Source organism: Streptomyces sp. NPDC002054 (assembly GCF_040296685.1).
GTDB lineage: Bacteria > Actinomycetota > Actinomycetes > Streptomycetales > Streptomycetaceae > Streptomyces.
The window spans coordinates 142,402-167,195 of the sequence record NZ_JBEOXT010000003.1 but is presented as its reverse complement, the minus strand read 5'-3'; the positions used below and the strand labels follow the sequence as shown (position 1 = coordinate 167,195).

Genomic DNA, 24,794 nt, shown 5'->3' with positions numbered 1-24,794 from the left:
CACCACCACCTACAACCGGCCAGCGAAGGCGGCGTCGAGCAACCCTCGCCGCAGCGAGGCCAGGTCCGCGACCTGCTGGGCACCCGCCTCCGCGACCTCGCGAGCAAGAGTGAGCTCGGCCGCGATGCGGCGCTGTTCAGCTAGGGCCGGAAGCGGGATTTTCGTGGCCAGTAGCCGGTTCACGTTGACGCGTTGCCGACGTGAACCCATACCAGTCCCCTGATCTTTGAGACTGTCGTGAAGACCCCGCCAGCGCGCAATGTGCGTCATGTATGAGACGTCCGCATTTTCCCTGTCGATGTCGAATGTAGGGAACTCGTGGGACACATGGATACCGTCGAAATCGTCCGGCACCACGGCAAGAGAGCCCTCCCAACCAAAAAGCTTGCTGTACACAAACCGCTCTGCCCGGAGACGGTTGTAGCGCGGATACTTCGTCTCACTGCCCATGATTACCGGCCGCAGGAAGAGGCCCCTGCCCCTATTTAGGATTCCAGCTGTTCGGTAACTCGCATCTGGGTCTACTGCAACGAAGTCACTGCTCTCCCGAAGAACCTGCGCCAGAGGCGCCTGGGACTCAACGGCCCGGAACATGATGTCAGCATGCTGCCGAACCAGCTCGGCCGCCATCTTCTTCAGCACGGAGACTTGGTTGATTCGATTCATCGCGGCGTCGAGCTTGTCGGCTACGCGGCGCTGTTCGACCAGGTCGGGAAGTGGCACGTGCGCACCGAGAAACCGTTCAGGGTTCACCCGCTGCCGCCTGGAGCCCATCCCTGAAGCTTCCTTACTCAAAGCTGCGTGCAACGTGGGCCAGGCAAGGAGGTGGCGAAGGTAACGTGGCTCTGCGCGACTTTCATCGATTGAAAATGCCGGGAACTCGTGCGAGACATGGACCCCGTCGAATTCTTCGGTCACATACGCAATAGCCCCCTCCCAGCCGAACAGTTTACTGTACACAACCTGACCACTCCGCAGGCGGTTATACTGCCGGTATTTAGTCTCCGATCCGCTGATCACAGGGCGCTTGAATAGACCTCGCGCATAACTATAAATGCCTGCGGTCTCATACTCGTCCCCCTCCATAACCTTCACTGGATCACTAACAGGCACGAGCACGTACGAAAGTGGATACTGAGAATAGCTGGTCACTTCCTCTCCTCCAGGCCCACACGCAGTTCTTCCAGCAGCCCCAGGATTTCCGTCTCCGTCTTCACCAGCTCATCCACCAGTTCCTCCGGAGTCCGGTGTGCTAGCTGGTCGCCTACGTGCGGGTTGGCGATGTCCAGGTCGAAGCTCTGACCAATGATCCTCGCCGCCGGAACCATCCACGCCCGCTCACCCACTTCACGTCCTTCGCGCTTCTCGCCGCCCCACCAAGCAACGCAGTCGCCGTACTCCTCAAAGCGCTGGGGCTTCGTCTTGGTGTAGCCGCGTCGCCCCTCCGGCAATGGAACCTCGTAGAACCAGACGTCCTGCGTCGGGCCAGTCTTCTCGAAGAAGAGGATGTTGGACGGGATTGCGGTGTACGGCGCGAACACACCCTGCGGGAGACGCACCACCGTATGGAGATTGCAGTCCTTCATCAGCTTCTTCTTGATCTTCACGCCGATGGAGTTCTCGCCATCGGCAGACAGGCTGCCGTTGGGCAAGACGATCGCGCACCGTCCCCCCAGCTTCAGCTGATCGAGGATGGAGTACAGGAACAGCCACGCCGTCTCCTGCGTCTGGAACGCGTCTGGGAACGCCTGGACGACCGTCGACTCCTCCTCCCCACCGAAGGGCGGGTTGGTGAGGACCACGTCCACCTTCTCCGCCGCCTGCGCATTTCTCATCGCGAGCAGCGCGTTCTCCCGGCGCAGACGGGGCGCGTCCACACCATGCAGCAGCAGGTTCATCGAAGCGAGGAGATAAGGCAGGGGCTTCTTCTCGATGCCTCGCAGGCCCGCGTGCAGCTGCCGCTGCTGCGTCTCCGTCTTCACCTGTCCCTTCAGTTCCTCGTACGCCTGGACCAGGAACCCGCCCGTCCCGCACGCCGGGTCGAGCACCGACTCACCCAACTTGAGGAAGGACTGCTGGACCATGAACCGGTTGACAGGCCTCGGCGTGTAGAACTCGCCCGAGTCGCCAGCCGCGTCGCGCATCTCCCGCAGGATCGACTCGTAGACGAAGGCCATGGTATGGATGTCGTCGTGCGAGACGAAGTGAATCTTGTTGACGATGTCGACCAGGTCGCGCAGAAGCGTCCCGGACTGCATACGGTTGACGACGTCCTTGAAGATGAGCGAAATGACGTTACGCGGGTCCTCCGCGCCTCTGTCGGCGTTCTTGTCGAGACCGGCCAGGTACGGGATGAGCTGGACATTGACGAACGTCTTCAGCTCGTCGCCACTGAGATCCGGGTCCGTCGCCCAGTCCGTCCACCGGTACGGCTTCTCGATGGCCCGCCGATAACCCTCCGGGTTCAGGGCCTCGCCCTCCTCCTCAACCCGCTCCTCGAAGGCCTTGAGGAACAGCAGCCAGGACAGCTGGGGCAGCCGGTCCAGGTCGCCGTTCATTCCGGCGTCCTTGCGCATAGTGTCGCGCGCGGACTTGATCAGGGACGCGAGGCGCGCCTGTGTCGTTGCGGGGGCCCTCACCGCCGCCTTCTTCCTGGTCGGTGCCATGTCAGTTCAGCTGGTCCTTCTGCTCGTCCTGCTCGGGGAGTACGTGTCGTTCGGAGAGTTCGTTGTCGTCGTTCGCCAAAGCCTGCGCCCACAATCCCCGTACCAACGCCATCGCGGCGTCGAGTGTCGGCAGGATGTCGGTAGCCAGTTCCTCGGCCAGCTCGGGGTAGCTGTCGCGCCACTTGGGCGGCGGGTCCGGAAGGACGTCCGGAACGGAATGCGTGGCGCGCACGACGAAGACATGCCGTACCGCCTTCGCTAGATCTGCGTCCCCCAGCAGTCCGGTCTCCGCCAACAGCACCAGGTCCACCAAATCCTTGACCCGGGTATTGGGCCTGTCGCCGTAGTCACGGGTGAGGGCGTGCAGCTTCTCGGCGAAGTGCTGGCGCCGGTCGACAGCCTCGATCACGCGTGGTGGAGTGCCGGCGAAATCAAGGGTGTTAGGAAGTGGCAGACGCTCGGTCAGGGAGATCTCCTCTCCCCGGTCGACCACGTCCACCCGCACACCCGCGAAAAGCTTGCCGGCAAGATGGGCCTCGACGGAGAACCGCCATCCGCCCCGGCCCGCGACATCTGCCTTCAACGCCACTGGCGCTGCGACACGGAAACGGAAGCCGTACCCATCGAGGTCGCCCTCCAGAGCCTCGATGAGTAGCTCCCGCACCGGTCCACCCTCCAGGCCGCCGCCCCCATCCGGCCGCACCGCCAGGTCCAGGTCCTTGGTGGTGCGGGCACGTCCAGTGAGCCGGAACTCCATCACCGCACCGCCCTTGAGGACCCAGTCGCCTACGGGGTCCTCAGCCAGTCGGGCCGCCATGCGGTCGAAGACGACGAGCCGACGACGGCGCGCCAGGTCAGTACCTGTCTCGGCGGCCTCCTGCTTAAGGCGCGCCTCCAATGCGCGCCTCAAGTCTGCAGCATCGCGATAGCGCCCGGTCATGAGAGTGCTCCAAGGGCTCGCTCAATGCCGAGCTCTGCGAGCGGACCGAGGAGTTGAGCTGCATGCAGAAGTCTGCGCCTGGTCACCACACCCCGCTCCAGCGCCTCGGCCACCGCCGACTCCAGCACGTCTTGGTCCTCGTCCGCCGCCGCGCTCTCCGCCAGCGCGCGCAGCGGCGTCGTCACCCGGTACCCGGCGCGGGCCTCCGTGTCGCCCTCCTTGAGGTCGGCGCGGTGCAGGATCACTGCGTCCGACTTCTGCCGGAAACCGCGGGGGACAGTGAGGTGGATACGGGAAGGGTTGGCGGTGCCCAGGTCATGGGCGGCCAACGCGGTGGCGTGCGAGATCACCGCGCGCCCCTTGCTCCACAGCGACCAGCGCACGAACTGCTCGTCACCTTCGCCCGGCAGATCGGCGAACTCACGGAAGCGGTAGATCCCCCGGTCGACGAGCAGCCAGTTGCCACGCTGGGCGTGATAGCGCTGGGCCTGGTAGGAGTACCCGACCTCCAGGGCCTGGGCGGCCGTGAAATAGCCTCGCTGCCCGGCCGCCACCCGCCAGAGCATGGCGCGAGTGTCCGTACGGTCTCTGAGCACCCCCACACCCTATCACTGACATGAAAGGCATAGAACGCTTTAGTTTTACGGATTCACCTTACGCAGAACTAAAGTTATCTTATCCTTTTACGCCTCTTCCGCTATACGACGGTCAACAGTCGGGCCGCCAGGCCATCAATCGCTTCCTGCGCCCTCCCTGGCTCTCCGAACCGTCGGGTCAGATCCACCACCCGGCCCATCTCGTTGAACGGCGGAACCTTCAGCGTCTCCACCTTCAGCTGCGGCGATCCCGACTCCTCGAACTTGAGGAGCATGGCCTCGAGAACTTCCCTCGCCTGCGCCCCGAAGGAGTCCAGGAAACCCGAGTGCTCCCTGCGGAACCACGTCAGCCGCTCGTCCCGGCTCACCACAGCCAGTCCTTCCCAGGCCGTGCTCACCAGCAGGTCCACCGGGTCTACGTCGCGCATGCCCAGTTCCTCCGGCAGCTTCTCCACGTCGATGTCTGCCTCGCGCAGTGCGTTCATCAGCAGGGACCGACTCTTCGCATGCGCCCACTGAGTACGCAGTTGGGCTGGATCCAGGTCGAGTTCGAGTACTCGATCGTGCACCCACTGCTGGATCGTCACCAGCTGAAGGCGCTGCCCGTCGTCGGCGAGTACGTACCGCAACTCGCCGACCTTGAAGACATCGACGTCCTTCACCGTGTAACGCCGGGCCCTCGAGAGGGCCTTGTCGATCTCGTCTTCGCCCGTGATGTCACCAGCACCGCCCCCGTCTGGCGTTCCGTCCGCACCGAACGGGCCGCCCTCCTGCTGCTCGTACTCCGTCTCCGGCTCAGCCACCGTCTGCCCGTCCGCCTCTATCCCAGGCTCCGCGAGCGGCGTCACGTCTTCGGAGTCCGTGACCTCGCCCTGCCTGTCCATCAGGTCCCGCACGACCCTGAGCGGCGGCCCGTCGAAGGCCGGATCATCGAAGAGCCGGGTCGCCTCCACAAAGTCGATGATGTCGAAGGACTCCTTGCTGATCTCCGGGCACAGCCTCGTGCCACGCCCGATGACCTGCTTGAACTCCGGCATGGAAGCCATCCGCCGGAACAGCACCACGTTCCGTACCGGCGGCATGTCCACCCCCGTGGACAGCAGCTTCGACGTCACAGCGATCACCGGCTCACTGGAATCCGCCTTACGGAACTCCTCCAAAGCCTCGCTGCCATGCGGACCGTCCGCCGCGACGATGCGTTTGACGAAGTCTGGAAGCCGCGATACCTCCGCGGAGGCAGCGTTGTACAGCGCGTTCATCATCCGGGCCGCATGGTCGTTGTTCTCGCAAAAAACCAGGGTCTTGCCGAGCCGGCCGTCATCTGCGGTCTTCCTCAGATGATCGAGGACGTACTGCGCCGCCACGTCGGTACGGTCCAGGATCACCATGACCCGCTCGTAGTCCTTCGGGCCGTACACGTCGTCGGGGATCACACGCCCATAGATGTCCTTCTCCCCAGGCTGCGGGCGGTATCCCTCCACGTCCACGTTCAGCCGGACCCTGCGCACCCGGTACGGCGAAAGGAACCCGTCCTCGATGCCGTCCTTGAGCGAATACGTATAGACTGGGTCGCCGAAATACTCATAGGTGTCGGTCTTCTTCTTCGACTCCCGGACCGGGGTGGCTGTCAGCCCGATCTGGATGGCGGGCGCGAAGTGCTCAAGCACCTTGCGCCAGCGACCGTCGCTGGCAGCGCTCCCCCGGTGACATTCGTCCACGATCACCACGTCGAAGTAGTTCTCGGGATATTCGCGGTACAGCTCCGAATCCACCTCGCCCTGTTCCAGGGACTGGTAGAGCGCGAAGTAAACCTTCCGGCCGCGCTTGGCCTCGCCCCCGCCAATCTTGTGGACGTCGTCCTCTCCGAACACCGGAAGAAAATAACGGTCCTTCGGGTCGTCGATCAGCATGTTGCGGTCCGCGAGATACAGCACCCGTGGCTTGCGCCCTCCGAACCTTCCCGGAGCACTCATGAGCCGGGCCACCAGTTGGAGAGCCAGCATGGTCTTACCCGTGCCGGTGGCCAGGACGAGCAGGATGCGTAGCTCGTCACGGGCCAAGGCGGCGAGAGCTCGGGTGATGGCAAGCCGCTGGTAATAACGGGGGCGCTTGGAGGTGTTGTCGGAGTTCCGCAAGGTGTAGTCGTACGGAGCCGAGAGCAACGCCTCACCATCAGCGGTGCCCTGCACTCCTTGCTCCTGAAGGAACCTGCCCCACAACTCCTCCGGCGTGGGGAACCGCTCAATGTCCTTGATCTCCGGCTTCTTCGCGTTACCGAAGCCGGCACCGAAGTCGATCTCGACGATCCGACGGCCGTTCGTGGCGTACGCGAACCGCAGCCCCAACTTCCGGGCGTACCGTCTGACCTGCTCCACTCCGTTGTCCGCACTCAACCGGTACCGCTTGGCCTCGACGACCGCGATGGGAACGTCCGGGATGTACTCCAAGACATAGTCAGCGATCAATGGCTGCCCTCTTCTGTGCCGCTTCTTGGTCGGCACAAGCTGGCCGTCATTGATCCGGTACTGCCCTCGGATCTGGTGGTCCTTCCACCCGGAAGCGGCCAGCGAAGGACGAACGAACTGCTTGCAGGTCTCGTCCTCGGTCAACTTGTACGCGTCAAGTCTCATGCCTACAGGTGTACCTGATGGCACTGACTGCGGTGACGGGTTGAGTCGATCTGAAGCGCGGCTCCGGTGTTGCCACCGGCCCCGTAGCTCCCAGGCACTCCCCGAACCAGGCTTACCCACCTCCCAGAGACCGTTGGGCATCCCGACAGTCAGAGACCGACGGCCGGTCACCGACGATGGATCTACAAGGAACACACACCGACTGCTATCGGCCCTGGCGTCTCCTACCGGATCGGTTCAGGTCCTGCGGTGACGGCTGACCTGTCGGCGCCCTGCGGGCGGGAAGGGGGTAGAGAGGATGGCGCGCTTGGTGTTACGTCCACCGCCTCCGGCGCCCCGTTGCCAATGGACGGGCCGCCGGCGAGTAGTTCCCTAGCTCGGTACAGAGACTCTCGGAGCGGCGTACATACCAGAACGACGCCTGTCAGGCCCGCAGCCGCCAGTAGATCCTGACGCATGGCCGAACCCCTCGCTCACCTCGTCCGTCCACATAAGGACGACGACCCGGGCGATGGGGATTGGACCCTTCACAGGCGGGCGAGGCTTGGGCTGACCTCTGCTCCACCCTCCGCGAGGACGCCCTGCCGCAGGGAGTGTCCAACGAACAGGCGGAGCGGCAACTGCTGCCACGTTCGGAACAGCAAGGACCTACCCGCTTACCAGTCAGCACCCCCAAGCAATCGGCCCGGCCGCATCCACAGATGCGGCCGGGCCATGTGATGGACTTTCAGAACGTGCGTCATTTGAGCGTCACTAGCTTCAGGAGTCTCAAGCTACCGCTACCGACGACCTCCGCATTCCGTACTGAAACTGCAGGTCAGACAGCTTTCGCCAGCTCCGACACGCCTTCACGCGTTGCGTGAACGGAAACAGGTCAAACAGCTGACGATTTCCGAGAAAGCACAGGTCAGGCGTCCTCGCGGATCGGCTCCAGGATTGCCACGCACTCCACGTGGTGGGTCATCGGGAAGAGGTCGAAGACGCGGAGGGTGCGGGGCTTGTAGCCGTTGTCGCGGAAGTACGCCAGGTCGCGGGCCAGGGCTGCCGGGTCGCAGGCCACGTACGCGATGCGGCGCGCCGAGAGGCCGGCGATGTGGCGGACCGTCTGCTTGCCCGCGCCCGCGCGGGGCGGGTCCAGGACGACCAGGTCGCACTCCGTGATGCCGGTCTTCGGGAGGACCGTCTCGACCTTGCCCTGCTCGATGCGGACCCGAGGGAAGTCCGCCAGGTTGTGCCGGGCGTCCTCCACCGCGCGCTTCGTCGACTCGATGCCCAGGACTGCGCCGCTCTCGCCCAGGCGCTCGGCCAGGGCGCCGGCGAAGATGCCGACGCCGCAGTAGAGGTCGAGGGCCATCTCGCCCTTGCGCGGCATCAGGCCCTGCATGACGGCCTTGATCAGGGTGTCGGCGGCCTGGGGGTGGACCTGCCAGAAGCCGCCCATGCCGACCCGGTAGGTGCGGCCGTCCGCGCGCTCGCGGACGAAGGGGCGGCCGTGGACGCGGTGGACGCCGCCGTCCTTCTCCTCCACGCGGAGGACGGAGACCGGCTTGTCGAGTTCGACCAGGGGGAGCCGGCCGCCGGGGCGGGGGGTGAGGACGACCTGGCGGTCGCCCGAGCCGGAGGCGGCGATGGCCTCGACGGTGGCCATCTGGGGCCAGTCCTGCTTCTCGATGCCGAGTTCGGAGACGCCCGGGGCGGCGATCATGCAGTGGTCGACCGGCTCGATATCGTGTGAACGGTGCTTGCGCAGGCCCGCGCGGCCGTCGTCGTCGATCGCGTACTGAACCCGGGTGCGCCACTGCGGCACCTGTCCGGCGGGCAGTTTGTCGCCCTCGGCGGGCATGACCGTGCCGTCCCAGCCGGCTTCCTCCGGGGTGAGTCCGGCCAGCCGCTTCAGCTGCTCGGCGACCACCTCGCCCTTGAGCCGGCGCTGGGCGCCGGGCTTGGCGTGCTGCCAGTCGCAGCCGCCGCACTTGCCGGGGCCGGCGTACGGGCAGGGGGCCTCGACCCGGTCCTTGGAGGCCTCCAGGACGGTGATGGCGTCGGCGCGCAGGAAGCGGGAGTCCGCCTCGCCCTCCGTGATCTTCGCGATCACCTTCTCGCCGGGGAGGGTGTGGCGGACGAACAGGACGCGGCCGTCGGCGGTGCGGGCGATGCAGTGACCGCCGTGCGCGACGGGGCCGACCTCGACCTCGTACTCCTCCCCGACCAGTGACTGCTTCTCGATGTGCGTGGTCATGGTGGGGAGGCTCCAGAGGATGGGCGGAAGGGAAGAAAGGGACTGGTGGGTCGGAAGACCGACCGACCCACCAGTCTACGTGTCCCTCTGGGCCCGTAACGACTCGCTGCGGCTTGCTACGGCTTGCTGGATTCCTTTTGGCGCGGGGTGGTCACCGGGCCGCGGCGCACCGCGCCCGGGGCGTTCCACTCCTGGCGCTTCTTCGCCCGCTTCTTGGCGATCTCCGAGGATTCCAGCTGGTAGGGCACCGATGTGACCATCACACCGGGGGTGAACAGCAGCCGGCCCTTGAGCCGCAGGGCGCTCTGGTTGTGGAGTACGTGCTCGTACCAGCGGCCCACCACGTACTCGGGGATGTACACGCTGACGGCGTCGCGCGGGTTCTCGCTGCGCAGCCCCTTGACGTACTCCACGACCGGCCGGGTGATCTCGCGGTACGGCGAGTCCAGGATCTTCAGCGGGACGTTGATCCCGCGCCGCTCCCACTCCTCCTTCAGCGCCTTGGTCTCGGCCGCGTCCACGCTGATGCTGAGCGCCTCCAGGGTGTCCGAGCGGGTCAGCTTGGCGAAGGCGAGGGCCCGCAGGGTGGGCTTGTGGACCTTCGAGACCAGGACGATCGAGTGCACGCGGGAGGGGCGGACGCTGTCGTCCGAGGGCCCGTCGGCCGCGGCGATCTCGGCGGCCACCCGGTCGTAGTGCTTCCGGATCGCGGTCATGGTGCCGTAGAAGATCACCATGCCGAGCAGGGCGACCCAGGCGCCGTGGGTGAACTTGGTGGCCAGGACGACCACCAGCACCAGGCCGGTGAAGACCGCGCCGAAGGTGTTGATGGCCCGCGAGCGGATCATCCGGCGGCGGACGGCCTTGTCCCGCTCCGTCTTCAGGTGCCGGTTCCAGTGCCGGACCATGCCGATCTGGCTCAGCGTGAAGGAGACGAAGACGCCGACGATGTAGAGCTGGATCAGCTTGGTGGAGTCGGCGTCGTACAGCCAGACCAGCAGGATGGCGGCGCCGGAGAGCAGCACGATGCCGTTCGAGAAGGCCAGCCGGTCGCCGCGGGTGTGCAGCTGGCGCGGCAGGTAGCGGTCCTGGGCGAGGATCGAGCCGAGCAGCGGGAAGCCGTTGTACGCCGTGTTGGCGGCGAGGAACAGGACCAGTGCGGTGGCCGTGGCCAGCAGGATGAAGAGGAAGCTGCCGTTGCCGAAGACGGCCTCGGCGACCTGGGAGATGACCGGGTTCTGGACGTAGCTGTCGCCGACCGGGACGCCGTCCCTGAGGAGGTCGGTGGCCGGCTGCTCAGCCATCCGGACATTGGTGGCCATGGCCAGGCCGATGATGCCGCAGAACATGGTGACGGCGAGGATGCCCATGAACAGCAGGGTGGTGGCCGCGTTCTTGCTCTTGGGCTTGCGGAAGGCGGGGACGCCGTTGCTGATCGCCTCGACGCCGGTGAGGGCCGCACAGCCGGAGGAGAAGGCCCGGAGCAGCAGGAAGACCAGCGCGAAACCGGCCAGCCCCTCGTGTTCGGGCTTGATCTCCAGGTCGGCGGTGGGGGCCGACATGGTCTCGTCCATGACGATGCCCTGCCAGGCACCCCAGGCGATCATGATGAAGACGGCGGCGACGAACACGTAGGTCGGGATCGCGAAGAGCTTCCCGGATTCCTTCACTCCGCGCAGGTTCATCAGCGTGAGGAGAAGGATCATGACGATCGCCGAGAGGACCTTGTGCTCGATGACGAAGTCCACGGCGGAGCCGAGGTTCTCGACGCCAGAGGAGATCGACACGGCGACGGTCAGGACGTAGTCCACGAGCAGCGCGCTGGCGACGGTCAGGCCGGCCTTGGGGCCGAGGTTGGTGTTGGCGACCTCGTAGTCGCCGCCGCCGCTGGGGTACGCGTGGACGTTCTGCCGGTAGGAGGCGACCACGGTGAACATGAGGACGACGACCGCGGCAGCGATCCAGGGGCTGAAGTGGTACGCCGACACACCCGCGATCGACAGGACCAGCAGGACCTCGCCGGGGGCATATGCCACGGAGGAGAGCGGGTCGGAGGCGAAGACGGGCAGGGCGATCCGCTTGGGAAGAAGCGTTTCCCCGAGGCGGTCGCTGCGCAGCGCCCGGCCGATCAGGATCCGTTTGGGCACGTCGGTCAGTTTGGACACGCAGAGGATGTTAAGCGTTCGATAAGACCGTTGCCCAACCACCACCCCTGCTGTATGGCAATTCGGCGCGACTGTGCGGTTACGGGTCCGATACGGGTCCCACGGGCGACCGCCCGTGTGTAGCTTGGGCCGTGGTCTGAGACCCTGTGAACCCTGAGCATGAATGAGGCTGGTGAGAACAGCAGCCGCTGACAGCCGGAAGGACGGCCGTGCACATCGTCATTATGGGCTGCGGAAGGGTGGGCTCCGCCCTCGCGCAGACCTTGGAGCAGCAGGGGCATACGGTCGCGGTGATCGACCAGGACCCCACCGCGTTCCGTCGGCTGGGAGCGGGGTTCGGCGGCCGTCGGGTCACCGGAGTCGGCTTCGACCAGGACACCCTCCGCGAGGCCGGAATCGAGGACGCGGGCGCTTTTGCCGCCGTCTCCAGTGGTGACAATTCCAACATCATCGCCGCCCGGGTGGCCCGCGAGATGTTCGGTGTCGAGAACGTCGCCGCCCGCATTTACGACCCCCGGCGCGCCGAGGTCTACCAGCGGCTGGGCATCCCGACCGTGGCGACCGTACGGTGGACCGCCGACCAGATGCTGCGCCGGCTGCTGCCCGCGGGCTCGGAGCCGCTGTGGCGCGACCCGAGCGGCGGCGTGCAGCTCGCCGAGGTCCACGCCTCGGCCGCCTGGATCGGACACAAGGTGAGCCGGCTGCAGGACGAGACCGGCGTCCGCGTCGCGTTCCTCACCCGGCTGGGCGAGGCGATGCTGCCGACCTCGCAGACTGTTCTGCAGGAGGGCGACCTCGTCCACGTGATGATGCGCACGGACGAGATCGCCAAGGTCGAGGAAGCCTTCGCCGAAGGTCCCGAGGAGGCACACGCATGAGGGTCGCGATCGCCGGAGCGGGCGCGGTGGGACGTTCCATCGCGGGCGAACTGCTGGAGAACGGCCACGAGGTGCTGCTGGTCGACAAGGCGCCGACCGCCATCTCGGTGGAGCGGGTGCCGCAGGCGGAGTGGCTGCTGGCCGACGCGTGCGAGATCACTTCGCTGGACGAGGCGGCGTTGCAGCGCTGCAACGTGGTCATCGCGGCGACCGGTGACGACAAGGTGAACCTTGTCGTCTCGCTGCTCGCGAAGACCGAGTACGGCGTTCCGCGCGTGGTCGCCCGGGTCAACAACCCGAAGAACGAGTGGCTCTTCAACGAGTCCTGGGGCGTCGACGTCGCCGTCTCCACGCCGCGCCTGATGTCGGCGCTGGTGGAGGAGGCGGTGAGCGTCGGCGACCTGGTCCGGCTGCTGCGCTTCAGCCACGGCGACGCCAACCTGGTCGAGCTGACGCTGCCGCCGGAGTCCTCGGTGACCGGCACCCAGATCAGCGAGATCGAGTGGCCGGAGGACACCTCGCTGGTGACGATCATCCGGGGCAACCGGGTGCTGACGCCGAGCCCGGAGGAGACGTTGGAGGCGGGCGACGAACTGCTGTTCGTGGCGGCCCAGGCGCGTGAGGAACAACTGGAGGACCTCCTCCAGGCAAGGCGCTAGCGCTAGCCGGCCGGCAAGGGGCGGGGCGACCTACGGGTCGGCCCGCCCCTTCCGCGTTCCGGGCTGACTGCCGGGGCCCGCGGGCCGGGCATCGGCCCAGGGCGCGGCCGGGCTGTGCGCGGCCCGGCCCCGCGGCCCTGGCCGCAGCTCCACTGAGCGGGGGCTGTGACCCGCCCGTCCCGGGTTGGGCGGAGCCGTGCCGGCCCGCCCCGCCGGGGCGGTCGTAGGGGGTGCACGCGCAGTCGGCTCCGGGCCGGCTGCGTACCGGCCGTGACGCTTCCCGCGGTGCGGGCCCGGCCTCCCAGGCTGGTCCCAGCGTCTGCGCCGCGGCCCGGCCTCGCCAGGGCAGCGGTCGGGCGCGGCCATGCCTGCGGCCACCCCGCAGCCCCGGCCCGGGCGGAGCGGTCGGCTGTGGGCGCGGCCTGGTGGCGCTGGGGCCGTGCAGCGCGGGTCCCGTCTGCGGGCGGGCAGCTGTGGGGCCCGCCCGGAGGAGCTGTTGCAGCGGCCAGCCGGGGTGCATGGCGAGGGGGGCAGGGCGACCTTGGTCGACCTGCCCCCCCTCGTGGCCTCGGATGTGGTGGCTACGGTTCCCGCGAGGGGGTTTGGCCCGACTTGCGGAGGCGTTCCGCTTCCTCCTCCGCCTCCATCTCCGCGAAGACGTCGATCGGCGGCGGCGCCTTCGCCAGGAAGACCCAGGTGAAGTACACGGCCAGCACCATCGGCGGCAGCTTCAGCGCGATCAGCAGCCAGCCCAGCTGGGTGGCGTCGCCCCACCAGTACAGCGGGAAGAGGATCGCGTACTTGGCGAGGAAGATCAGCCCCCAGGCCAGGCTCGCCTTGGTGTACGCCTTCTTGCGGCCCGGGTTCCGGGTGCGCCAGGACAGGTTCTCCTTGAACACCGGCCCCAGCACCACCCCGAGCAGCGGGTAGCCCACCAGCGCGGAGAGGGTGAACGCGATGCCCAGGCAGGCGCCGTAGATCATGCCCGGCAGGTAGAAGCCCTTGGCGCTGCCCGTGAAGAGGGCGAAGGCGATGCCGACGCCGACGCCGAAGACACCACTGAAGGCGTGCTTGACGGTGTCCCTGCGTACCAGCCGCACGATCACCAGCAGCACGGCGACCGCGCCCGCCGCGATCGCCGACATCTTCACGTCCTTGTTGACCGTGTAGATCATCACGAAGAGCAGCCCGGGGAGCATCGTCTCCAGGGTGCCGCGGATCCCGCCGAAGGCGTCGAACAGCGCCGCCTGCGTGACGGCCTTCTGCTCAGCCTCCGTCGGGGTCGAGGTCGAGGTCGACGCCGAGGTTGGAGTCGATGTCGGAGTCGAGGCCGCCGCCTCGGCGGGGCTCGGCTTGTCCCATGACGTCACCGGCTAGTGCTCCTGTCCGAGGGGTCGGAGTTCGTACTTCGGGTTGAAGAGGACCCGGCGGCCGTGGCTCATCGCAATCCGCCCGGAGGCGATCATGCGCCGGCCGGGCTCGATTCCCACGATCGAGCGACGGCCGAGCCACACCACGTCCAGCGCGGCCGAGCCGTCGAACAGCTCCGCCTCCAGGGCGGGGACGCCCGCCCTCGGCCGCAGGGTGACGGTGCGCAGCGTACCGGTCACCTTCACTATCTGGCGGTCGTGGCAGTCGCAGATCCGCGTGCACCCCGCGGCTTCTGCGTCCTCCTGCAGCTCCGCCGAATGCAGCTCCTCCTGGGTGGAGGACAGCCGTTCGATCATCCGGCGGAACCGGCCCGCCGGCCGGGCCGGTTTCGCGGGCTTGTCGGGACGCGGTTCAGCACTCATACAGGAAGCGTACCGGCGGCCCCACTACCTCTCGAAGCGGTATCCCATGCCCGGTTCGGTGATGAAGTGCACGGGGTGCGAGGGGTCCGCCTCCAGTTTGCGGCGCAATTGGGCCATGTACACCCGGAGGTAGTTGGTCTCGGTCCCGTACGACGGGCCCCACACCTCCTGGAGGAGCTGCTTCTGGCTGACCAGCTTGCCGCCGTTGCGGACCAGGACCTCCAGCAGGTGCCATTCGGTCGGGGTCAGGCGTACGTCGCGTCCCTCGCGGACGGCCTTCTTGGCGGCCAGGTCCACCGTGAACCCGGCAGTCTCCACGATCACCTCGTCCTCGCCGGAGCCGGCGGGCGGCTCGGCCCGGCGGACGGCGGCGCGCAGCCGGGCCAGCAGCTCGTCCATGCCGAAGGGCTTGGTGACGTAGTCGTCGGCGCCCGCGTCCAGCGCCTCGACCTTCTCGTCGGAGCTGTGGCGGGCGGAGAGCACCAGGATGGGGACGCGGGTCCAGCCGCGCAGCCCCTTGATCACCTCGACCCCGTCCATGTCGGGCAGCCCGAGGTCGAGGACGACCACGTCGGGGTGGCGGGCGGCGGCCAGCTCCAGGGCGGTCGCCCCGTCGGCAGCCGCGTCGACCTCGTACCTCCGCGCCTTCAGATTGATCACGAGGGCACGGACGATCTGCGGCTCGTCCTCGACCACGAGCACCCGGGTCATTGAGGTCCTGCTTTCTCTCGTATGCGTACGCCGTCCTGCGATGGTGCGGCTGGGTCCTGCGGTCCGGTAGCGGCAGCCTTCTCAGGGGTCTCAGGAGAGTGCGCACCGGCCTCGCCCGGTGCGGGGCCCTCCCCGTCCGCGGCCGGCAGGTTCAGGACCATGGTCAGGCCGCCCCCGGGAGTGTCCTCCGCGGTCAGGGTGCCCGCCATGGCCTCGGCGAATCCACGGGCGACGGCCAGGCCGAGGCCCACTCCGGCACCCCGCGGGGCGTCCCCGTGCCGCTGGAAGGGGGCGAAGATCCGGTCCTTGGCCTCGTCGGGGACGCCTGGACCCCGGTCCACGACCCGGACCTCCACCCGGTCCGCCAGCACGCTGGCCGCCACGGTGACGAGCTGCCCGTCGGGGCTGTACTTGACCGCGTTCTCGACCACATTGGCGACCGTACGCTCCAGCAGCCCGGGATCCACGGCGACCATCGGCAGCGTCTCCGGAATGTCCAGCTGCACGCTGTCCTCGGGTACGCCGGCCAGCGCCATCGGCACCACCTCGTCGAGGTAGACGGGGCGGATCAGCGGGGTGACGGTGCCGGTCTGCAGGCGGGACATGTCCAGGAGGTTGCCCACCACGTGGTCGAGCCGGTCGGCGCCCTGCTCGATGCCGGCGAGCAGCTCGGCCCGGTCCTCCTCGGACCAGTCCACGTCCTCCGAGCGGAGCGAGGAGACGGAGGCCTTGATGGAGGCGAGCGGGGTACGCAGGTCGTGGCTGACCGCGGCCAGCAGGGCGGTCCGGATCTTGTTGCCCTCGGCCAGCCGGCGGGCCTCCTCGGCCTCCCCGACCAGGCGCTGCCGGTCCAGGACCACCGCGGCCTGGGCGGCGAAGGCGCCCAGGACCCGGCGGTCTTCGGCGGGCAGGACCCGGCCGGAGAGGGCGAGGGCCATGTGCTCGCCGACCGGCATGTCCACGTCCGCGTCCTCGGGGCGGGTCACCGGGTTCGGGCCCAGGCTGCCGGCCGAGGTCCACGGGTCGGTGTCGCTCTGCCGTTCCAGCAGGGTCACCGATTCCATGCCGAAGGTCTCGCGGACCCGTTCCAGGAGGGCGTCAAGGGTGGTCTCGCCGCGCAGCACGCTGCCGGCGAGGAAGGAGAGGATCTCCGATTCGGCGCGCAGCCGGGCCGCCTGCTGGGTGCGGCGGGCGGCCAGGTCCACCACCGAGGCCACGGACACCGCCACCGAGAAGAACACCACGATGGCGACGATGTTCCTGGGGTCGGAGACGGTGAACTGGTGCAGGGGCGGGGCGAAGTAGTAGTTGAGCAGCAGGGATCCGAAGGCCGCCGAGGCCAGGGCCGGGAACAGTCCGCCGAGCAGCGCCGCCGCCACGGTGAGTCCCAGGAACAGCAGCATCTCGTTGGCGATGCCCGGGTCCACGTCGATGTGCGTGAGCAGCACGGCCAGCAGGGCCGGGCACACCACGGCGACCACCCAGCCGGCCACGGTCCGGGTCCGGCCCAGCAGGGCCCCGGCGCGTGCCGCCGGCAGTCCACGGCCGCGGCCCCGCCCGCGGGCCACCTCCTCGTGGGTGACGATGTGCACGTCCAGGTCGGGGCCCGATTCCCGGGCGACGGTGGCTCCGACGCCCGGCCCGAGCAGGTACTGCCAGGTCTTGCGGCGGCTGGATCCGAGCACGATCTGGGAGGCGTTCACACCCCGCGCGAATTCGAGCAGCGCATCGGGGATGTTGTCGCCGATCACATGGTGAAACGTTCCGCCAAGGTCTTCGACCAGCGTGCGCTGGATCGCGAGCTCCTTGGGCGAGGCGGCGGTCAGCCCGTCGCTGCGCGCGATGTAGACGGCGAGCACCTCGCCGCCCGCGCCCTTCTCCGCCAGCCGCGCCGCCCGGCGGATGAGCGTACGGCCCTCCGGTCCCCCGGTGAGGCCGACCACGATCCGCTCCCGGGCCTGCCAGGGCGAGCGGATGCCGTGCTCCCCGCGGTACTGCTGGAGGTACTCGTCGACCCGGTCGGCCACCCACAGCAGGGCCAGCTCGCGCAGTGCGGTCAGGTTCCCTGGACGGAAGTAGTTCGACAGCGCCGCGTCGACCTTGTCCGGCTGGTAGATGTTGCCGTGCGCCATCCGGCGCCGCAGCGCCTGCGGGGACATGTCGACCAGTTCGATCTGATCGGCCCGCCGGACCACCTCGTCGGGCACCGTCTCGCGCTGCCGCACCCCGGTGATGGCCTCGACCACGTCCCCCAGCGACTCCAGGTGCTGGATGTTGACGGTGGAGACCACATCGATGCCGGCCCGGAGCAGCTCTTCGACGTCCTGCCAGCGCTTGGCGTTGCGCGAGCCCGGCACATTGGTGTGGGCGAGCTCGTCGACCAGCGCTATGGCGGGGCGGCGTGCCAGCACCGCGTCCACGTCCATCTCCGTGAACGCGGAGCCCCGGTAGCTGAGCTCACGGCGCGGCACCAGTTCCAGACCGTGCAGCAGCACCTCCGTACGTGGTCGGCCGTGGTGCTCGACGAAGCCGACCACACAGTCGGCGCCACGCTCCAGACGCCGGTGCCCTTCGGCCAGCATCGCGTACGTCTTGCCCACGCCCGGGGCCGCACCCAGGTAGATCCGAAGCTTGCCGCGTCCCATGTGTCCCATTCTCACGTACGCAAACGGGCCGTACTCCCCGCAGGGGAGCACGGCCCGGCACGGTCCATCGGGACGTATCCAGAGGTCAGCGGACCTCGGTGATCTCCGGGCCGCGCTCCAGCTGGCCCATTCCGCCGGAGAAGCGGGAGCCCTCCGCGTCCTCCGTCTGCACACCGTCCGGCACCATCTGGGCGTCGTTCGGCAGCTTCAGGACGATCGGGTCGCGCGGAGCCATCGGGCCCTCGCCACGGACCACCACGGTGTCGCGGAAGATCGTCTCCAGCAGTCCGGCCGACTCGGGCTGCACCGCGCCCTGCCCGGAGATCACCCCGCGCAGGAACCAGCGCGGGCCGTCGACGCCCACGAAGCGCACCAGCTGCGCGCCGCGGGTGCCGTCCGGCAGCGGGACCGGGACCTGCGCGCGCAGCTCCCAGCCCAGCGGGCCCTGGACCTCGTCGATGATGCCGCCCTGCTGGGTGATGCCCGAGGCGATCTCCTCGCGGACCTCACCCCAGATGCCTTCCTTCTTGGGTGCCGCGAAGGCCTGCAGCTGCACGGCGCTGTCGCGCAGCACCACGGTCGCGGCGACGATCGCGTCCCCGGCGACCTCGACGCGCAGCTCCATGCCCTCGACACCCGGTACGAAGATGCCGCCGAGGTCGACCCGGCCCTCGGCCGGATCACCGGGTACCTCGGAGACATCCCAGGGGCCGTCCGGCCGCGGGGCCGGCGGCAGGTTCACCCGGCGCTGGGAGCCGGTGGCGAACTCGTCCGATTCATCGGTGTACTCGCGCTCCTCCGCCCCGACGCCGTCGACGACCTGCTCGGCCGCGCCACCGTCCTTGACGGAGCTGTTCTTCTTGCGACGTCCGAACACGTCACTGTCCTTCCCGGTCGGATACGACCGAAGCGTAGCCATTCCCACCCTGCTGACCAGCGCCGTTTCCGGCCACAGCCGCATGACCGCCGGTGGAGCCGAAACCCCCCTCGGCCCGGGCCGAGCCGGGAAGTTCCGCCACCTCGTGGAAGCGCACCTTCTCGACTCGCTGGACAACCAGCTGGGCAATGCGGTCGAAGCGCTCGAACCGGACGCTCTCGCGAGGGTCGAGATTGACCACGATCACCTTGATCTCCCCACGGTACCCGGCATCCACCGTCCCCGGGGCATTCACGAGCGCGAGCCCGCAGCGGGCGGCCAGGCCGGAACGGGGGTGCACGAAGGCGGCGTACCCGTCGGGCAGGGCGATGGACACCCCGGTGGGGAGTACGGTCCGCTCACCGGGGGCGAGCTCCGCGGCCTGGGTGGTGACCAGATCGCAGCCGGCGTCGCCGGGGTGGCCGTACGCCGGAAGGGGCACCTCGGGATCGACGCGGCGGATCAGTACGTCCACGGGCGCGTGGTTGCTGTTCATGGCCATCAGGGGTTCACCTCGAAGGCGCGGGCGCGCCTGACCTGGTCCGGGTCGGCCATGGCCGCCTGGATCTCCTCGGGCCGGCCGTTCTCGATGAAGTGGTCGACCTTGACTTCGATGAAGAGGGCGTCGGCGCGGACGGCGACCGGGCCGTCCGGGCCGCCTATCCGTCCGACGGCGGTGCAGAAGATCTTCCGTCCGGCCACGGCGGTGACCTCGGCCTCCAGGTACAGCACGGTGTCCACGGGCACCGGGCGCAGGAAGTCGGTCTCCAGCCGGCCGGTGACCGCGATGACGCGCAGCAGCCAGTTCAGGGAGCCGAGGGTCTCGTCCAGCGCGGTGGCGAGGACTCCGCCGTGGGCGAGGCCGGGGGCGCCCTGGTGGGCGGGCCTGACGGTGAACTCGGCGGTGACGCGGACGCCGTCGCCGGCCCGGGCCTCCAGGTGGAGCCCGTGCGGCTGTCCGCCGCCGCAGCCGAAACAGTGCTCGTAGTGCGCGCCGAGGAGTTCGCCGGGGGCCGGCGCGTCGGGGTGCCGGACCGGCGCCGCGGCATCGGCCGGGGGCGTCAGGCTTGTGTTTCGTCCACTCACAGCCGCAGACCTTACCCGCGCGGCTACCCGCCGGTCGCCTCGTGCCAAGCTTGGAGTCATGCAGCTTTCGCCCGCGCACCATGACGAACGCCTGACTGCCCCCCGCGCCTGGTGGGGCATCACCGTGCTGATGGGCCTGGCCTGCGCCCTGATGCTGGTACCGCTGGGGACGACGGCCGTGCTGGCCGGGCTGGTCGGCGGGACGGCACTGACGGGGCTGCTGGTGAGCTCGTACGGGAGCGCCCGGGTGCGGGTGGTGAACGGCTCGCTGGCCGCCGGGGACGCGCGGATCCCGGTGTCGGCACTGGGTGAGCCGGAGATCCTGGACGCGGAGCAGGCGCGCGCCTGGCGCACGTACAAGGCGGACACCCGGGCGTTCATGCTGATGCGCAGTTACGTCCCGACGGCGGTCCGGGTGGAGGTCACGGACCCGTCCGACCCGACCCCGTACGTGTACGTCTCGACCCGGGAACCGGAAGCCCTGGCCACCGCCATCCGCGCTGCCCGGACCAGCTCCTCCTGACCCGGGGCCCCAAGGCCCCGAGCGGCCGTTGCGACGGCGTCAGGCCGGGGGGAGCGGGTGCGGGTCGGAGGGCTGGGGCAGGGGCGGCTGGGCCGCCAGCGCGTGCCACGGCACCGCGCGCTTCCGCAGGTCCCCGCGGATCTTCTCTGCAAGTTTCTTGGTGTCGCGGCGGTTCATGACCGCCCCGACCGCCGCCCCGACCATGAACGGGGTCAGCATCGGCAGGTTGCGGAACATCCGCTTCATGATCTGCTGGCGCAGCTCCCGCTTCATCTGCCCGCCCAGCGCGGCGTTCAGCGTGGTCGGCTTGGTCAGATCGACGCCGCGCTCTTCGGTCCACGCGGTCAGGTACGCGAAGCTGCGTTCCGCGAGGTTGCCCGGCGGGCGCAGGCCGTAGACCTCGTGGAGCTCGGCGACGAGCTTGAGCTCGATCGCCGCGACCCCGGTGATCTCGGCGGCCAGCTCCGCCGGCATGGCGGGCGGTACCGGAAGCATCGCCGCCGCGCCGATGCCCGCGCCCACGGTCGAGGTGCCATGGGCGGCACCGGCGATCAGCTTGTCGGCCAGCTGATCGGGACCGAGGCCCGGGAACTGTGCGCGCAGCGTCGCCAGGTCCCGTACGGGAACGCGCGGGGCGATCTCGATGACCCGGTCGGCGATGTACAGGGCGATCACCCGGGCGTACCCGCCCACGCGCACGCCGTGTTTCACGGCTTCCTTCCGAAGCCCGGCGATCTTCCGCCGGGCTGCTCCGCCGGTCTCCACGACCGCCGGCACCGGCCCTCCGTCCGCATCGGGCCCGGCAGGCACACCGGGTTCGTCGGGGATGGCGGGCGCCCCGGAAGCGGCGGGGCCCGTTTCCGGGCCCGTTGCCTCCTCGTGCGCCGCCACCGACTCACCCTGCCTGCGGAGCAACCGCTTGCGGAACGGTGTCGAGCCTGTCACGGCCTGCTGCCTCAGTCGCAGTCGCGGCAGATGGGCTGGCCGTTCTTCTCGCGGGCCAGCTGGCTGCGGTGGTGCACCAGGAAGCAGCTCATGCAGGTGAACTCATCGGCCTGCTTGGGCAGCACCCGGACGGCCAGCTCCTCATTGGAGAGGTCCGCACCCGGCAGCTCAAGTCCCTCGACGGCGTCAAAGTCGTCGACGTCTACTGCCGAGGACGACTTCTCGTTGCGCCGGGCCTTCAGCTCTTCAATGCTGTCGTTGTCGACGTCGTCGTCGGTCTTGCGTGGGGTGTCGTAGTCCGTTGCCATTGTTCGCTCTCCCCCTCTGGGTGTTAGCGGTGTCTCAGCGCACGTAACGCGCGAGAGGCCGGACTTGTGCCCGACCTGAGGCGGAGATTTTGCCTCACATCAAGGTCTGTTACTCAATCGACACCCAGCCGCACCCCTGAAGGAGCGATGGCCGGTATGTCGAGCGGGACCGTACACGGTCCGGAGGTCGTCGTGCACGAGCGCCACCCCGTGTATTTTCCGCTGTTCGGGGTGCCGGAAACCCGGACTTTCCCGGGCTTTCCGGGACTCCCGGGGTCACGGACCGTACAGGAGCGGGCACTCGCCACTGTGATCGATCACACAGCAGGTGTCCACGCCCGCCGCTCTCGGGTTCAGCCGAGAGCGAACAGAGGTGCATCCGTCAGATGGGCAGGGTGACGCGCATCACCAGGCCACCCCCCTCGTGCGGCTCGGCGTGGATCCGGCCGCCGTGTGCGCGCGCCACAGAGCGCGCGATGGACAGGCCTAGCCCGACACCCTTGTCGCTGCCCGTTCGCTCCGTACGGAGGCGTCTGAAGGGCTCGAAGAGGTTGTCGATCTCGTACGCGGGAACCACGGGACCCGTGTTCGAGACCACGAGCACCGCCTGGCCGTGGGCGACCTCGGTGGTGACCTCCACCCAGCCGCCCTCCGGCACGTTGTACCGGACGGCGTTCTGCACCAGGTTGAGGGCGATCCGCTCCAGCAGGACGCCATTGCCCTGCACGACGGCCGGCGCCCGCTCGCCACGGATCTCCACGCCCTTCGCTTCGGCCTCGCCCCGCGCCTGGTCGATGGCGCGCGAGGCGACCTCGGCCAGGTCCACCGGCTTGCGCTCGACGATCTGGTTCTCGCTGCGGGCCAGCAGCAGCAGGCCCTCCACCAGCTGCTCGCTGCGCTCGTTGGTGGCCAGCAGCGTCTTGCCCAGCTGCTGGAGCTCCATCGGGGCGCCGGGATCGGACAGGTGGACCTCGAGCAGGGTCCGGTTGATCGCGAGCGGGGTCCGCAGCTCGTGCGAGGCATTGGCCACGAACCGCTGCTGGGCGGTGAAGGCCCGTTCCAGCCGGTCCAGCATCTCGTCGAAGGTGTCGGCGAGCTCCTTCAGCTCGTCGTCCGGGCCGTCCAGCTCGATCCGCCGGGTCAGGTCGGAGCCGACCACCCGCCGGGCCGTCCTGGTGATCTTGCCCAGCGGCGAGAGCACCCGGCCGGCCATCGCGTAGCCGAAGGCGAACGCGATGATGGACAGGCCCAGCAGCGCCATCAGGGACCGGCTGAGCAGGTCGTCCAGGGCGTGCTTGCGCTGGATGTCCATACAGGTGGCCACGGCCGCGTTGAGCTCGTCGGCGTTCTTGACCAGGCTCACGGCCCGGCAGGTCTCACTGGTGACCTGCACGTCCTGACCGCCGACGATCTTGAATGGCGGCGGCAGACCGGCCCGCATGGTCTGCGCGGCCAGCAGGTAGATGATCGACAGCAGCAGGATTCCGGCGATCAGGAACATGCCGCCGTAGAGCAGCGTGAGCCGTATCCGGATGGTCGGTCTCAGCCAAGGGAAAGGACCCTCGGGCGGGCCGGGGTCCCAGGTCGGTTTCGGTGGTGGTGCCGCCGGTGGCACCGGTGTCGTGGCCATCCGCGTCAGATCCGGTAGCCGGAACCGGGCACCGTCACGATGACCGGAGGCTCGCCGAGCTTGCGGCGCAGGGTCATCACGGTCACCCGGACCACGTTGGTGAACGGGTCGGTGTTCTCGTCCCACGCCTTCTCCAGCAGCTGTTCGGCGGACACCACGGTGCCCTCGCTGCGCATGAGGACCTCCAGCACCGCGAACTCCTTGGGCGCCAGCTGCACCTCCTTGCCGTCCCGGAACACCTCGCGCCGGTTCGGGTCCAGCTTGATGCCGGCCCGCTCCAGTACGGGCGGCAGCGCGACGGTGGTACGCCGGCCCAGGGCGCGCACGCGGGCGGTCAGCTCGCTGAAGGCGAAGGGCTTCGGCAGGTAGTCGTCCGCGCCCAGCTCCAGGCCCTCGACCCGGTCGCTGACGTCGCCGGAGGCGGTCAGCATCAGCACCCGGGTGGGCATGCCCAGCTCGACGATCTTGCGGCAGACATCGTCGCCGTGCACGAGAGGAAGGTCCCGGTCGAGCACGACCACGTCGTAGTCGTTGACTCCGACGCGCTCCAGGGCTGCCGCGCCGTCGTACACGACGTCTACGGCCATGGCCTCCCGGCGCAGTCCGGTGGCCACCGCATCGGCGAGCAGCTGCTCGTCCTCGACGACGAGTACGCGCACGTCGATTTCCTTCCTCTGAGCCCAGACGGGCATGTCCATTGCGCCAACCATCCTGCCCGTTTCGGCCGTAAACCGGCTGTAAGGCGCCCCAGGGGGCCGTTCGGGGAGGCGGAAGTGAGGATTCCCTCGCTTCTCGAGGTTTCTGGGCCCAGGGTGCCGGGGAGGACGTCAGAACACCCGACCACCGATCACCTACCTCCCGGACACCTCCGTGCCACGAAGAGGGGGCGCAACCGCCATGGACGCATTCACCGCAGGACTCCTGCAGCGCATTCGCACCACCGAGTCGGACCTCAACCGGGCCCAGCAAACGGGCGACGACTTCCTCGCGGAGGTCGAACAGGCGGAACTGGAGGACCTCCACCGCCTCGCGGCGGAACACGGCGTCAGCGTCACCGCGGCGTAGCCCTGCGGGGCCATCCGCTGCGCGGGGCCCGTCCACCGCCCTCCCCCTGGCTCCGCTGGGGGACCCCCATCCCAAAACCGGGGCCTGCGGCCCCGGCCCCCGCTCATGGGGCTGCGCCCCACACCCCCGGGGTGCCCCGGCTCCGCCGGGCACCGCCCTGGGCGCCTCGCGCCCGGAGCTCCGGGCACAGCCCGGGGTCCGGGGCGCACGCCCGGGGTCCGGGGCGCAGCCCCGAGAACGGGCGCGGGCCGGGTGGGGCAACAGCCTCACCCCGCTTCGCAGCCCGGGGCTCCGGGGCACAGCCCTGGGCGCTTCGCGCCGGCTCTGCGGCGCAGCCCTGGACAACGGGTGTGGGCGGGGTGGGGCGACAGCCTCGCGCCGCTTCGCGTCCCGGAGCTC

General features: G+C 68.7%; 22 protein-coding genes. 4 read left to right on the top strand and 18 right to left on the bottom strand.

Annotated elements, in window-relative coordinates:
- Positions 1-9: 9 nt before the first annotated feature.
- The 7 genes from ABT123_RS03925 to ABT123_RS03895 all read right to left on the bottom strand — a co-directional run bounded on the left by ABT123_RS03925 (position 10) and on the right by ABT123_RS03895 (position 11,236).
- Positions 10-1,152 carry a restriction endonuclease subunit S gene (locus ABT123_RS03925; protein WP_351309384.1) on the bottom strand — a complete coding sequence of 381 codons (1,143 nt, stop codon included), beginning with the start codon at positions 1,150-1,152 and terminating at the stop codon, positions 10-12.
- The gene (locus tag ABT123_RS03920; protein ID WP_351309381.1) at positions 1,149-2,666 is read right to left on the bottom strand and encodes a class I SAM-dependent DNA methyltransferase; all 1,518 of its coding nucleotides are present in this window, start codon (positions 2,664-2,666) and stop codon (positions 1,149-1,151) included. The genes ABT123_RS03925 and ABT123_RS03920 overlap by 4 nt, the downstream gene beginning before the upstream one ends.
- A gap of 1 nt (position 2,667) precedes the next feature.
- Positions 2,668-3,606: a nucleotidyl transferase AbiEii/AbiGii toxin family protein gene (locus ABT123_RS03915; protein ID WP_351309378.1), complete on the bottom strand. Its 939-nt coding sequence runs from the start codon at positions 3,604-3,606 to the stop codon at positions 2,668-2,670.
- Complete coding sequence (locus ABT123_RS03910) at positions 3,603-4,202, bottom strand: type IV toxin-antitoxin system AbiEi family antitoxin domain-containing protein (RefSeq protein ID WP_351309375.1); 600 nt, start codon at positions 4,200-4,202, stop codon at positions 3,603-3,605. The genes ABT123_RS03915 and ABT123_RS03910 overlap by 4 nt, the downstream gene beginning before the upstream one ends.
- 101 nt (positions 4,203-4,303) lie before the next feature.
- Positions 4,304-6,832 carry an EcoAI/FtnUII family type I restriction enzme subunit R gene (hsdR, locus tag ABT123_RS03905; protein ID WP_351309373.1) on the bottom strand — a complete coding sequence of 843 codons (2,529 nt, stop codon included), beginning with the start codon at positions 6,830-6,832 and terminating at the stop codon, positions 4,304-4,306.
- Between the two features lie 907 nt (positions 6,833-7,739).
- Positions 7,740-9,071 (bottom strand): class I SAM-dependent RNA methyltransferase, encoded by a 1,332-nt coding sequence (locus ABT123_RS03900; protein WP_351309370.1) that lies wholly within the window; start codon positions 9,069-9,071, stop codon positions 7,740-7,742.
- A 116-nt stretch (positions 9,072-9,187) separates the two neighbouring features.
- Positions 9,188-11,236, bottom strand: coding sequence for an APC family permease (locus ABT123_RS03895; RefSeq protein WP_351309367.1), 2,049 nt, complete (start codon positions 11,234-11,236; stop codon positions 9,188-9,190).
- Between the two features lie 209 nt (positions 11,237-11,445).
- On the opposite strand from ABT123_RS03895, the gene ABT123_RS03890 reads away from it, so the two are divergent.
- Positions 11,446-12,114: a potassium channel family protein gene (locus tag ABT123_RS03890; RefSeq protein ID WP_351309364.1), complete on the top strand. Its 669-nt coding sequence runs from the start codon at positions 11,446-11,448 to the stop codon at positions 12,112-12,114.
- Positions 12,111-12,773 carry a potassium channel family protein gene (locus ABT123_RS03885; RefSeq protein ID WP_351309362.1) on the top strand — a complete coding sequence of 221 codons (663 nt, stop codon included), beginning with the start codon at positions 12,111-12,113 and terminating at the stop codon, positions 12,771-12,773. The genes ABT123_RS03890 and ABT123_RS03885 overlap by 4 nt, the downstream gene beginning before the upstream one ends.
- 581 nt (positions 12,774-13,354) lie before the next feature.
- Here ABT123_RS03885 and ABT123_RS03880 read toward each other — a convergent pair.
- The 7 genes from ABT123_RS03880 to ABT123_RS03850 all read right to left on the bottom strand — a co-directional run bounded on the left by ABT123_RS03880 (position 13,355) and on the right by ABT123_RS03850 (position 19,924).
- A complete protein-coding gene (locus ABT123_RS03880) occupies positions 13,355-14,143 on the bottom strand; it encodes a DUF3159 domain-containing protein (RefSeq protein ID WP_351309359.1) in 789 nt (262 codons plus the stop codon).
- Positions 14,144-14,146: 3 nt separating this feature from the next.
- The gene (locus ABT123_RS03875) at positions 14,147-14,566 is read right to left on the bottom strand and encodes an OB-fold nucleic acid binding domain-containing protein (protein WP_351309357.1); all 420 of its coding nucleotides are present in this window, start codon (positions 14,564-14,566) and stop codon (positions 14,147-14,149) included.
- Positions 14,567-14,590: 24 nt separating this feature from the next.
- The gene (locus tag ABT123_RS03870; RefSeq protein ID WP_351309354.1) at positions 14,591-15,277 is read right to left on the bottom strand and encodes a response regulator; all 687 of its coding nucleotides are present in this window, start codon (positions 15,275-15,277) and stop codon (positions 14,591-14,593) included.
- Complete coding sequence (locus ABT123_RS03865; protein WP_351309351.1) at positions 15,274-17,922, bottom strand: DUF4118 domain-containing protein; 2,649 nt, start codon at positions 17,920-17,922, stop codon at positions 15,274-15,276. The genes ABT123_RS03870 and ABT123_RS03865 overlap by 4 nt, the downstream gene beginning before the upstream one ends.
- Before the next feature lie 85 nt (positions 17,923-18,007).
- Entirely contained in the window at positions 18,008-18,799 is a 792-nt protein-coding gene (locus ABT123_RS03860) for a DUF3710 domain-containing protein (RefSeq protein WP_351309348.1), read from the bottom strand.
- A gap of 1 nt (position 18,800) precedes the next feature.
- Positions 18,801-19,334 (bottom strand): dUTP diphosphatase, encoded by a 534-nt coding sequence (gene dut / locus ABT123_RS03855; protein WP_502970860.1) that lies wholly within the window; start codon positions 19,332-19,334, stop codon positions 18,801-18,803.
- Positions 19,335-19,339: 5 nt separating this feature from the next.
- Entirely contained in the window at positions 19,340-19,924 is a 585-nt protein-coding gene (locus ABT123_RS03850; RefSeq protein ID WP_351309342.1) for a PaaI family thioesterase, read from the bottom strand.
- 58 nt (positions 19,925-19,982) lie between these two features.
- On the opposite strand from ABT123_RS03850, the gene ABT123_RS03845 reads away from it, so the two are divergent.
- Positions 19,983-20,447, top strand: a complete 465-nt coding sequence (locus ABT123_RS03845; protein ID WP_351309339.1) for a DUF3093 domain-containing protein — start codon at positions 19,983-19,985, stop codon at positions 20,445-20,447.
- Between the two features lie 39 nt (positions 20,448-20,486).
- Here the strand turns inward: ABT123_RS03845 and ABT123_RS03840 are convergent, their stop codons facing one another.
- From ABT123_RS03840 to ABT123_RS03825, 4 genes are all read right to left on the bottom strand, one after another.
- Positions 20,487-21,392 (bottom strand): hypothetical protein, encoded by a 906-nt coding sequence (locus tag ABT123_RS03840; RefSeq protein WP_351309336.1) that lies wholly within the window; start codon positions 21,390-21,392, stop codon positions 20,487-20,489.
- An 11-nt stretch (positions 21,393-21,403) separates the two neighbouring features.
- Positions 21,404-21,700 carry a DUF4193 domain-containing protein gene (locus ABT123_RS03835; RefSeq protein WP_150206939.1) on the bottom strand — a complete coding sequence of 99 codons (297 nt, stop codon included), beginning with the start codon at positions 21,698-21,700 and terminating at the stop codon, positions 21,404-21,406.
- A 382-nt stretch (positions 21,701-22,082) separates the two neighbouring features.
- Positions 22,083-23,330, bottom strand: a complete 1,248-nt coding sequence (locus ABT123_RS03830) for a sensor histidine kinase (protein ID WP_351309333.1) — start codon at positions 23,328-23,330, stop codon at positions 22,083-22,085.
- 5 nt (positions 23,331-23,335) lie between these two features.
- Positions 23,336-23,989, bottom strand: a complete 654-nt coding sequence (locus ABT123_RS03825; RefSeq protein WP_150206941.1) for a response regulator transcription factor — start codon at positions 23,987-23,989, stop codon at positions 23,336-23,338.
- Between the two features lie 238 nt (positions 23,990-24,227).
- Between ABT123_RS03825 and ABT123_RS03820 the strand changes: the two genes are divergently transcribed.
- Positions 24,228-24,395 carry a hypothetical protein gene (locus tag ABT123_RS03820; RefSeq protein WP_190344361.1) on the top strand — a complete coding sequence of 56 codons (168 nt, stop codon included), beginning with the start codon at positions 24,228-24,230 and terminating at the stop codon, positions 24,393-24,395.
- Positions 24,396-24,794 lie beyond the last annotated feature (399 nt).